Raw genomic sequence first — 10,088 nt, 5'->3', positions numbered from 1 at the left:
CACTGGCTGAATGACCGCATTGGCGAGCAAGCCCGCCCCCACATTTTGAGCTGCGGTGTTACCTGTAAAACACGCGATAACCTATCTGCCCCACCGCTTCATTGATCAACTGCCCGCTCTGCCACACCGCCTTGACCTCCGGCATCCAGCCACCCAGCGGCCGGCCGTGATCGACGCCCAGAAACCCTACCGGCCCCGGCACCACGGTGAAGCCGGCCTTCTCAAAGCTCCACACCGAACGCGGCATGTGCCAGGCCTGAGTCACCACCACCACGCGCTTGATGCCTTGAGGCAACAGAATCTCGGCGCTCATCTGCGCATTTTCCCAGGTGGTGCGGCTGCGCTCTTCTTTCCAGCGCACGGTGACGCCGAAGTCATCCTGCATCGATACGGCCATCAACGCTGCCTCGCTGGGCGGCGTGCCGTAGTGCAGGCCTCCGGTGGTCAGCACCGGCAACCCGGATGCCTTGGCCAGACGCGCCGCGTAACGCTCACGCTCCAAACCAATGCCGGTGGGCTGGTCGGTGCCCCACGCCGCATCCCCACGCTCACGTCCAGAACCCAACACCACAATCGCATCGGCGCGCTGGGCCAGGCTTGCCCACTCTTCGCGAGGCAAAGCAGGTTCAGTCTCCAGCGCACGGGCGCCCCACTGCACCATCACCGGCAGGCTGATCAGCCACATCCCACCCAATCCCAAGGCAAAGCAACACCCCGCCAGGCGCGGACGACTGCGGCGAAACCACCAGGCAAGCGCCAGCAACAGCAAGAAAATACCGGGCGGCAGCAACAATTGTTTGATGAAATAACGAAAAGGCATCGGGCATCTCCACAGATGCCCGAAGCCTAGATGCAACGGGGTTCAGCAACAATCCTTACAATCACATTTTGCAAAAGTTAACCGGTAACGCGGGGTCACTTGTACCGTGCGGACCGAGGATTTTCTGGGCCGCGACCAGCCGTCAGGTCTTTCAGCCAAATCACCTTGGCCGAACCGGACGGCTCGTGGGCCGGCGGGGAAGCCTGCCCAGCAGAAGTGCGTTGGTGATGCAATTCCAGATAACGCTTGATCAGTTCAAGCTCTGCCTGGCTTAAGCCTCGCAACTCCAGCTCCTGAGGCCGTTCACCACGCAATCGGCCTGCGGTTCTTGCGGCATCCAATGCCCGACCCAAACGGTCGATCAATCCTTCATATAACTGCGGTTTCGTCAAAGTTCGCTGCGATTCAGCCATCCCCTCACCTCATTGAAGAAATACTTGCTCCCCAATAAACAGCGTAGCCCCCGTGGCTGCGCCTGCCCGGTGCCGCGACAGACGGCCTGGCCGGCGCAATCAGGGTTTCCCTCGATAGAGTGGGGTCATGTATGCTACGGCGCTTCCTGTAACTCCACTTCCCGCAGGGTTTGGGCACGGACGCGCCGCTTTCTGGTGTCGATCAACCTGAACGTTGCACCGAAGAGGATTAGGCCACCCCTATTCAGTTCAAAAGTAGCCATGCACGAACAATATCAGCCCCGTGAAATAGAAAATGCCGCACAAACCTTCTGGGACGAGCAGAAGTCTTTTGAAGTCAGCGAACAGCCAGGCAAGGAGACGTTCTATTGCCTGTCGATGTTCCCTTACCCCAGCGGCAAGCTACACATGGGGCACGTGCGTAACTACACCATCGGCGACGTGATTTCCCGCTACCAGCGCATGCTCGGCAAGAACGTCCTGCAACCTATGGGTTGGGACGCTTTCGGCATGCCGGCGGAAAACGCCGCGATGAAAAACAACGTGGCGCCCGCCAAGTGGACCTACGAAAACATCGCCTACATGAAGACCCAGCTGCGCAGCCTGGGGCTGGCGGTGGACTGGTCCCGCGAAGTGACCACCTGCAAGCCGGACTACTATCGCTGGGAACAATGGCTGTTCACTCGCCTGTTCGAAAAAGGCGTGATCTACAAAAAGAGCGGCACTGTGAACTGGGACCCGGTCGACCAGACCGTTCTGGCCAACGAGCAGGTCATCGATGGTCGCGGCTGGCGCTCCGGCGCGCTGATCGAAAAGCGCGAAATCCCGATGTATTACTTCAAGATCACCGCCTACGCGGACGAGCTTTTGTCGAGCCTCGACGATTTGCCGGGCTGGCCTGAACAGGTCAAGACCATGCAGCGCAACTGGATCGGCAAATCCAAGGGCATGGAAGTGCAGTTCCCGTACAACGTCGATTCCATCGGCCAGGCAGGCGCACTCAAGGTCTTCACCACCCGTCCAGACACCCTGATGGGCGCGACTTACGTCGCCGTGGCCGCCGAACACCCGCTGGCCACCCAGGCCGCACAAAACAACCCTGAGCTGCAGGCGTTCATCGCCGAATGCAAAGGCGGCAGCGTGGCCGAAGCCGACGTCGCCACCCAGGAGAAAAAAGGCCTGCCGACCGGATTGTTCGTCGAACACCCGCTGACGGGTGAGAAACTGCCGGTATGGGTCGCCAACTATGTGCTGATGCACTACGGGGATGGCGCCGTAATGGCAGTGCCGGCCCACGACGAGCGTGACTTCGAATTCGCCACCAAATATGACCTGCCGATCAAGTCCGTGGTGCGCACCAGCGCGGGCGACACCAGCCCGGCGCCGTGGCAGGACGCCTACGGCGAGCACGGTGAGCTGATCAACTCCGGCGAGTTCGACGGCCTGGACTTCCAGGGCGCGTTCGACGCGATCGAAGTCGCGCTGATCAAGAAAAACCTCGGTGCCTCGCGCACCCAGTTCCGCCTGCGTGACTGGGGCATCAGCCGCCAGCGCTACTGGGGCTGCCCGATCCCGATCATCCACTGCGAAAACTGTGGCGACGTGCCAGTTCCGGAAGACCAACTGCCGGTCGTCCTGCCGGAAGACGTGGTACCGGATGGCGCCGGTTCGCCACTGGCGCGCATGCCCGAGTTCTACGAATGCAGTTGCCCGAAATGCGGCCAGCCTGCCAAGCGTGAAACCGACACCATGGACACCTTCGTCGAGTCCTCGTGGTACTACGCCCGTTACGCGTCGCCCCACTATGAAGGCGGCCTGGTAGAAAAATCCGCCGCCGACCACTGGCTGCCGGTGGACCAGTACATCGGCGGTATCGAACACGCCATCCTGCACCTGCTGTACGCGCGCTTCTTCCACAAGCTGATGCGTGACGAAGGCCTGGTAAGCTCCGACGAGCCGTTCAAGAACCTGCTGACCCAAGGCATGGTGATCGCCGATACCTACTATCGCCGAGAAGCCAATGGCGCCTACACCTGGTTCAACCCGGCTGACGTCGAGCTCGAACGTGACAGCAAAGCCAAGGTCATCAGCGCCAAGCTGAAATCCGACGGCCTGCCGGTGGAAATCGGCGGCACCGAGAAGATGGCCAAGTCGAAGAACAACGGCGTCGACCCACAGTCGATGATCGACCAGTTCGGTGCCGACACCTGCCGCCTGTTCATGATGTTCGCCTCGCCGCCCGACATGAGCGCCGAATGGTCCGACTCCGGCGTCGAAGGCTCGCACCGCTTCCTCAAGCGCGTCTGGCGCCTGGCCCATGCCCACGTCAGCCAGGGCTTGCCGGGCAAGCTCGACGTCGCGGCATTGAATGACGAGCAGAAAGCCATTCGTCGCAGCACCCACCTGGCCATCCGCCAGGCCAGCCAGGATGTAGGGCAGAACCACAAGTTCAACACCGCCATCGCCCAGGTGATGACGCTGATGAACGTGCTGGAAAAAGCCCCGCAGGCCACGGAACAGGATCGCGCGCTGATCCAGGAAGGCCTGGAAACGGTTACCCTGCTGCTGGCTCCGATCACGCCGCACATCAGCCACCAATTGTGGAACAGCCTGGGCCACAGCGGTGCCGTCATCGATGCCCGCTGGCCGGTGCAGGATGACAGCGCGCTGGTGCAGGACACGCTGCAACTGGTGATTCAGGTCAATGGTAAATTGCGCGGCCAGATCGACATGCCGGCCAGCGCCAGCCGTGAAGAAGTCGAAGCGGCTGCACGCTGCAACGAGAACGTGCTGCGCTTTACCGAAGGCCTGACGATCCGCAAAGTGATCGTCGTGCCCGGAAAACTGGTCAATATCGTCGCCAGCTAAATCGATCGGGCGCAGGGCTTGAGCCCTGCGCCGAACTAAACCTTCAGGGCCTCGATAAGGCCCGCCTGGTTTCAAGGGGAGCAACAACATGATCAAACGCAATCTGCTGGTAATGGGCCTGGCCGTTCTGTTGAGCGCTTGCGGCTTCCAGCTGCGCGGCACCGGCACCAACGAACTGTCGCTCAAGGAACTCGACCTCAGCGCGCGTAACGCCTACGGCGAAACCGTGACACAACTGCGCCAGACCCTGGAAAACAGCGGCGTGCGCGTCTATACCGGGGCCACTTACAAGCTGAACCTGGTCAATGAGCAAGAAACCCAGCGCAACATCAGCTACGCCAGTGCCGGCCGTGCGTCGGACGTCGAGTTGATTACAGTCGTCAATTTCGAAGTACAGGGCCGCGATCACTTGCCGCTGATGGGCGACAAGATCCAGGTACAGAAAGTGGTGAGCCACGACGGCAACAACCTGGTGGGCTCGGACTCGGAAACCATTCAGGTACGCAAGGAAATGCGTCGTGAGCTGGTCCAGCGCATGATGACTCGCCTGCAGATGCTGACCCCGGAAAAACTCGCGGAGTTGCAGCAAATCGCCGACAACAAGGCCAAGGCTGATGCCGACGCCCTGAAGGCCGCGCAAGAGTATGAAGACAACACGCCGAAACAGTCGCCTGTTGAAGTTCCTGTCGAGTAAGCCAAACGGGGCGCTTGCGGCGCCCCGTTCACCCTGCCTATGAAACTCGCCCCCGCCCAACTCGCCAAACACCTGCAAGGTGGCCTCGCGCCTGTCTATATCGTCAGCGGCGATGACCCGTTGCTCTGCCAGGAAGCGGCCGATGCCATTCGCACGGCGGCGCGCCAGCAAGGTTTCGATGAACGCCAGGTATTCAGTGCCGACGCCAGTTTCGACTGGGGGACGTTGCTGCAAGCCGGCGCGAGCATGTCGTTGTTTGCCGAAAAACGCTTGTTGGAGCTGCGCCTGCCCTCGGGCAAGCCGGGCGACAAAGGCGCGGCAGCGTTGATGGAATATTGCGCGCGCCCTGCTGAAGACACGGTGTTGCTGGTCAGCCTGCCCAAGCTCGACGGCAGTGCGCAGAAAACCAAATGGGGCAAGGCACTGGTGGAAGGCCCACAGACCCAGTTCATTCAGATCTGGCCAGTGGACAGCAGCCAGCTGCCACAGTGGATTCGCCAACGCCTGTCACAGTCCGGACTGTCAGCCACGCAAGACGCCGTCGAGCTGATCGCCGCCAGGGTCGAAGGCAACCTGCTTGCCGCCGCCCAGGAGATCGAAAAGCTCAAGCTGATGGCGGAAGATGGGCAGATCACCGTCGAAACCGTGCAGGGTGCGGTGGCCGACAGTGCGCGTTTTGACGTATTCGGGCTGGTGGACGCGATTCTCAACGGTGAGCCCGCCCACGCCCTGCGCATGCTCGAAGGGCTACGCGGCGAGGGTGTGGAGCCGCCGGTGATTCTCTGGGCCCTGGCCCGGGAACTGCGGGTACTGGCCAACATTGCCCTGCAATACAGCCAGGGCACGCCGCTGGACAAATGCTTCAGCCAAGCCCGACCGCCGGTGTGGGACAAGCGCAAACCCCTGATGAGCAAAGCCCTGCAACGGCACTCGGCGCAACGCTGGGCGCAACTGTTGCTTGAAGCGCAGCGCATCGATGCACAGATCAAGGGCCAGGCGGCCGGTTCGCCGTGGATGAGCCTGAGCCGATTGTCACTGTTGATGGCTGGCCAGCGTCTCACGTTGCCCGCCGAATAAGCCTGCTTTCAAAAGCACCCTGGTTCTCACACATTCAGGACGAGGGCATCCGTAAGCTGTGAGTCGACTGCACGGCCGCCACGGGAGCAAGCTCCCTCGCCACAGGTTCAGCGCCGCCTCTGGGGCCCCCTCCCACATATCGACTGCGTACCTTTCTTACAGATCGCAGGGCTTTACAGCGGCTCAAGTTCGGTAGATTATTTTCGCCGCTCCACCCATCCAACGAGAGACCCGACCATGAGCAAAAAGCCATCCAAGCATGGCCCGAACAAGGCCAAATCCATCATCGCCCAGCCACTGTTCCGCAGCCGTCAGGAACGCGCCGGCAAGGGCAAAGGCAGCTACCGCCGCGAAGCCTTCCAGCCTAATAGCTGGGAGGCTTCTTACTTTCTGGTTGCCTGAAGGCAAGCGCCCCTCTGGCATGATAAGGTCTGTACTTGATTTGTAACCCCCTGGACCTGTGCATGCCCTCTAGTCTTTCCCGTCGTTGGCACCTTCGCCAATTGATCGCTGCCTCCAGCCTCATTCTGCTTGTCGCCTGCGCGGAAAAACCCACCGCCGCGGACGCTCAACCCCTGCCCACGCTCAAGACTGCACCGGCCGTCGCGCCTGCCGTCGTTGCGCCGTTGGCGGTGGACAACCTGAACATCCAGCCGACTCAGACCTTTGCCGAATGGCAGGCCGGTTTTCGTGCGCAGGCCCTGCAAGCCGGGATCACGGCCGAAGTTTTCGATAACGCCTTCGCCGGCGTCAGCCCGGACATGGCAGTGATCCGTGCCGACCGCAGCCAGCCGGAATTTTCCAGGCCGGTGTGGGAATACATCGATGGCGCGCTGTCGCCGCTGCGCGTGCGTAATGGCCAGGCTTTGCTGGTCAAGTACGCCGATATCCTGCAGAGCATCGAAGAGCGTTATGGCGTTGATCGCCAGGCACTGGTCTCGGTGTGGGGCATGGAAAGCAACTTCGGCCAGTTCCAGGGCAATAACTCGGTGATCCGCTCCCTCGCGACCCTGGCCTATGAAGGCCGCCGCCCGGCATTCGCACAGGCGCAACTGCTGGCGGCGCTGCAGATTATCCAGCATGGCGATATACCAGCCGATCAGATGAAAGGCTCCTGGGCCGGCGCGATGGGCCAGACTCAATTCATCCCCACCACCTACAACACCCATGCTGTGGACTTCGACGGCGACGGTCGCCGCGATATCTGGAACAGCCCGGCTGATGCCCTTGCGTCTACCGCTCACTACCTGCAAAGCTCCGGTTGGCAGAAAGGCCAGCCGTGGGGAGTCGAGGTGCAACCACTGCCATCGGGCTTCGACTATTCCCTGGCCGATGGCGGCACGCGCAAGACCGTCGCCGAATGGCTGCAACTGGGCATCCAGCTGCCGCCCGGCGCGAGCCTGCCGGCCAACGTCGACCAACTCTCCGCCGCCCTGCTGCTGCCGGCCGGCTACCGTGGGCCGGCGTTCCTGGTACTGGATAACTTCCGGGCGATCCTGAAGTACAACAACTCGTCGTCCTATGCGCTGGCCGTTGGCCTGCTGTCGGAGCGCTTTGGTGGTGGTGGCATGATTCGCGGGAGCTGGCCGAAAGATGAGCTGCCGCTGAGCCGCTCGCAACGTATCGACCTGCAGACGGCGCTCAGCGCCAAGGGCTACGACGCGGGCAATGCCGACGGGATCATTGGCGCCAACACGCGCAAGGCGATTCGTGCGGCGCAGCAAGCGCTGGGCTGGCCGGCGGATGGGTATCCGACGGTGAAGCTGTTGGAGTCGCTGCAGAACTGATAGATCGCTGTAAGGCGACCATCGCATTCGCGAGCAAGCCCGCTCCCCCAGTTGACTGCATTCCAGGCTTGGAACTCGGTCAACTGGGGGAGCGGGCTTGCGCGCGAATGCGGCCTGCCAGGCGAAGCCTATTTAAAGACTACATCCTGCTCCAACACCACCTGTTGTTCCCCCGCATCCAACCGCACCAAAGCGCCCATCGGCAACGTCAGGTTCGGATCGCAATGCCCACTGCGCCAGCCGCACAACACCGGAATGCACAGCGGTTCGAAGGTCTGTTTCAACAGTCTTTCAAGTGCCACCTGATCCACACCGGCCACGTCCCCCACCAATACCCCGGCAACCTGGTCGAGTTTGCCCGCCAGGCGCAGGTGCGTCAGCAAGCGGTCGATGCGATACAGCGGCTCGTTGACGTCTTCGATAAACAGGATGATGCCTTCAGCATCAATCTCGTAAGCGGTGCCCATCACCGCCGCGATCATCGAGAGGTTGCCGCCCAACAAGCGCCCGCAGGCGATGCCAGGCTCGATGGTGGTCAATGGGTACGCCACCGGGTGCGTCAGCAGGCTGCCGGCGCCGAGCTGGCCTCGCAGCAGGCTGAACAACGATGATTCGGTGGGCTGTTGCTTGCCGCCGAGCACGTCCGCATTGAGCATAGGCCCGTGGAAGGTAACAAAGCCCGCGTAGCGGTTGATCGCCAGGTGCAGGGCGGTGATGTCGCTGTAGCCAACGAACGGCTTGGGATTGGCGCGCAACAGGTCGAAGTCCAGTGCGCCGAGCAGGCGTGGCGTGCCGTAGCCGCCGCGCAGGCAGAGGATAGCGTCGATTTCGGGGTCGGCGAAGGCGGCGTGAAGGTCGTTGAGGCGCACCTGATCGCTGCCGGCCAGATAGCCGTCGTGCTCGTACACACCTGGGAAAATTCGCAGTTCGTAGCCTCGGGCGCGCATCCATTGCCCGGCCTTTTCAACGTCCAGCGCGGCAGGCCCGGCGGGGGCGATCAGGCCGATGGTGCCTTCAAGGCGCAATGCAGGTACGGCGTCGCTCGGTCGAATAGTCATCCATGTTCTCCCTTATCTGTAACGCGAAACCCAATGTGGGAGCGGGCTTGCTCGCGAAGATAGCGTGCCAGTCAATGATTCGCTGACTTATACATCGTCTTCGCCAGCAAGCCCGCTCCCACAAAAGCCCGCCCCCACAGTAAATCTGCGGTACGGTTTTACGAAACCAGGCTCGCCTTGACCAGCTTGGCCTGCTCATCGGCATGGTACGAAGACCGTACAAGCGGGCCGGACGCGACGTTCTTGAAGCCCATCTTGTAACCTTCCTCGGCGAACCAGGCGAAGGTATCCGGGTGCACGAAACGCTGCACCGGCAAGTGGCTGCGGGACGGTTGCAGGTACTGGCCCAGGGTCAGCATGTCGATGCCGTGCTCGCGCATGCGCTTCATGACTTCGATAACTTCTTCATCGGTTTCGCCCAGGCCCAGCATCAAGCCGGATTTGGTCGGAATGTGCGGCATCATCTGCTTGAACTTTTGCAGCAGGGTCAGCGACCACTGGTAATCCGAACCCGGGCGCGCGGCCTTGTACAGGCGCGGCACGGTTTCCAGGTTGTGGTTGAACACATCCGGCGGCTCGGCGGCGGTGATTTCCAGCGCCACATCCATGCGGCCACGGTAGTCGGGCACCAGGGTTTCAAGCATTACGTTCGGCGACAGTTTGCGAATTTCGCGGATGCAGTCAGCGAAGTGCTGAGCACCGCCGTCACGCAAGTCGTCACGGTCTACCGACGTGATCACCACATATTTGAGTTTCAAGTCGGCGATGGCGATGGCCAGGCTTTCCGGCTCGTTGACGTCCAGCGGTTTCGGACGGCCGTGGCCCACGTCGCAGAACGGGCAACGACGGGTGCAGATGTCGCCCATGATCATGAAAGTGGCGGTGCCGCCGGAGAAGCATTCGCCCAGGTTCGGGCAAGAGGCTTCTTCGCACACACTGTGCAACTTGTGTTTGCGCAGCAGCGCCTTGATACGGTCGACTTCCGGCGAAACCGGGATGCGCACGCGAATCCAGTCAGGCTTCTTCGGCAGTTCGGTGGTCGGAATGATCTTCACCGGGATGCGTGCAACCTTCTCGGCGCCACGCAGCTTGACGCCGGCTTCCACCTTGGCACGCGGGGCCGGGGCTGGACGCTCGGTGATGTCCAGCGTCGGGATCATGGTTTGCACAACATCAGTAGTCATATCAATCGATTCCGCCCGTCAGGGTCGTCTGCTCAGCATAGTCGAGGTGCTTGACGAGCTGCGCGCGCAGCCGGGCACTTACCTCGGCAAATTCAATCGATCCTGTGTGATCGCACAGCTGGGTCATCGCCAGCCCTGCATAGCCACAGGGATTAATCCGTCGAAACGGCTCCATGTCCATGTCCAC

9 protein-coding genes and 1 pseudogene are annotated in these 10,088 nt (G+C 61.5%); 5 read left to right on the top strand and 5 right to left on the bottom strand.

Annotation, left to right across the window (positions count from 1 at the left end; translation table 11 throughout):
* Positions 1–58 precede the first annotated feature (58 nt).
* Complete coding sequence (locus Q1V60_RS01790) at positions 59–820, bottom strand: YdcF family protein (protein ID WP_300626942.1); 762 nt, start codon at positions 818–820, stop codon at positions 59–61.
* A 95-nt stretch (positions 821–915) separates the two neighbouring features.
* Positions 916–1,233, bottom strand: a complete 318-nt coding sequence (locus tag Q1V60_RS01785) for a hypothetical protein (RefSeq protein ID WP_300626941.1) — start codon at positions 1,231–1,233, stop codon at positions 916–918.
* A gap of 261 nt (positions 1,234–1,494) precedes the next feature.
* On the opposite strand from Q1V60_RS01785, the gene leuS reads away from it, so the two are divergent.
* The 5 genes from leuS (at position 1,495) to Q1V60_RS01760 (ending at position 7,659) form a co-directional block, all read left to right on the top strand.
* The gene (leuS, locus tag Q1V60_RS01780) at positions 1,495–4,101 is read left to right on the top strand and encodes a leucine--tRNA ligase (RefSeq protein WP_300626940.1); all 2,607 of its coding nucleotides are present in this window, start codon (positions 1,495–1,497) and stop codon (positions 4,099–4,101) included.
* An 88-nt stretch (positions 4,102–4,189) separates the two neighbouring features.
* Positions 4,190–4,795, top strand: coding sequence for an LPS assembly lipoprotein LptE (gene lptE, locus Q1V60_RS01775; protein ID WP_300626939.1), 606 nt, complete (start codon positions 4,190–4,192; stop codon positions 4,793–4,795).
* 39 nt (positions 4,796–4,834) lie between these two features.
* Complete coding sequence (gene holA / locus Q1V60_RS01770) at positions 4,835–5,872, top strand: DNA polymerase III subunit delta (protein ID WP_300626938.1); 1,038 nt, start codon at positions 4,835–4,837, stop codon at positions 5,870–5,872.
* 237 nt (positions 5,873–6,109) lie between these two features.
* Positions 6,110–6,274: an alternative ribosome rescue factor ArfA gene (gene arfA, locus Q1V60_RS01765; RefSeq protein WP_300626937.1), complete on the top strand. Its 165-nt coding sequence runs from the start codon at positions 6,110–6,112 to the stop codon at positions 6,272–6,274.
* A 62-nt stretch (positions 6,275–6,336) separates the two neighbouring features.
* The gene (locus tag Q1V60_RS01760) at positions 6,337–7,659 is read left to right on the top strand and encodes a lytic murein transglycosylase (protein WP_300626936.1); all 1,323 of its coding nucleotides are present in this window, start codon (positions 6,337–6,339) and stop codon (positions 7,657–7,659) included.
* A 128-nt stretch (positions 7,660–7,787) separates the two neighbouring features.
* Here the strand turns inward: Q1V60_RS01760 and Q1V60_RS01755 are convergent, their stop codons facing one another.
* From Q1V60_RS01755 to Q1V60_RS01745, 3 genes and pseudogenes are all read right to left on the bottom strand, one after another.
* Complete coding sequence (locus tag Q1V60_RS01755; protein WP_300626935.1) at positions 7,788–8,717, bottom strand: LD-carboxypeptidase; 930 nt, start codon at positions 8,715–8,717, stop codon at positions 7,788–7,790.
* A 158-nt stretch (positions 8,718–8,875) separates the two neighbouring features.
* The gene (lipA, locus tag Q1V60_RS01750; RefSeq protein ID WP_300626943.1) at positions 8,876–9,877 is read right to left on the bottom strand and encodes a lipoyl synthase; all 1,002 of its coding nucleotides are present in this window, start codon (positions 9,875–9,877) and stop codon (positions 8,876–8,878) included.
* A gap of 25 nt (positions 9,878–9,902) precedes the next feature.
* Positions 9,903–10,088: pseudogene (locus Q1V60_RS01745) on the bottom strand (octanoyltransferase); the annotation flags it as partial.

Source organism: Pseudomonas sp. (genome assembly GCF_030147005.1).
Taxonomy (GTDB): Bacteria; Pseudomonadota; Gammaproteobacteria; order Pseudomonadales; family Pseudomonadaceae; genus Aquipseudomonas.
The sequence above is the reverse complement of the archived record's forward strand: the minus strand, read 5'-3'. Positions and strand labels throughout refer to the sequence as shown.

Bases quoted from the DNA above. Each gene is read 5' to 3' on its own strand.
- Q1V60_RS01760 (WP_300626936.1), top strand. From the start codon at position 6,337: ATGCCCTCTAGTCTTTCCCGTCGTTGGCACCTTCGCCAATTGATCGCT.
- Q1V60_RS01790 (WP_300626942.1), bottom strand. From the start codon at position 820: ATGCCTTTTCGTTATTTCATCAAACAATTGTTGCTGCCGCCCGGTATT.
- holA (WP_300626938.1), top strand. From the start codon at position 4,835: ATGAAACTCGCCCCCGCCCAACTCGCCAAACACCTGCAAGGTGGCCTC.
- lipA (WP_300626943.1), bottom strand. From the start codon at position 9,877: ATGATCCCGACGCTGGACATCACCGAGCGTCCAGCCCCGGCCCCGCGT.
- Q1V60_RS01755 (WP_300626935.1), bottom strand. From the start codon at position 8,717: ATGACTATTCGACCGAGCGACGCCGTACCTGCATTGCGCCTTGAAGGC.
- Q1V60_RS01785 (WP_300626941.1), bottom strand. From the start codon at position 1,233: ATGGCTGAATCGCAGCGAACTTTGACGAAACCGCAGTTATATGAAGGA.
- arfA (WP_300626937.1), top strand. From the start codon at position 6,110: ATGAGCAAAAAGCCATCCAAGCATGGCCCGAACAAGGCCAAATCCATC.
- lptE (WP_300626939.1), top strand. From the start codon at position 4,190: ATGATCAAACGCAATCTGCTGGTAATGGGCCTGGCCGTTCTGTTGAGC.
- leuS (WP_300626940.1), top strand. From the start codon at position 1,495: ATGCACGAACAATATCAGCCCCGTGAAATAGAAAATGCCGCACAAACC.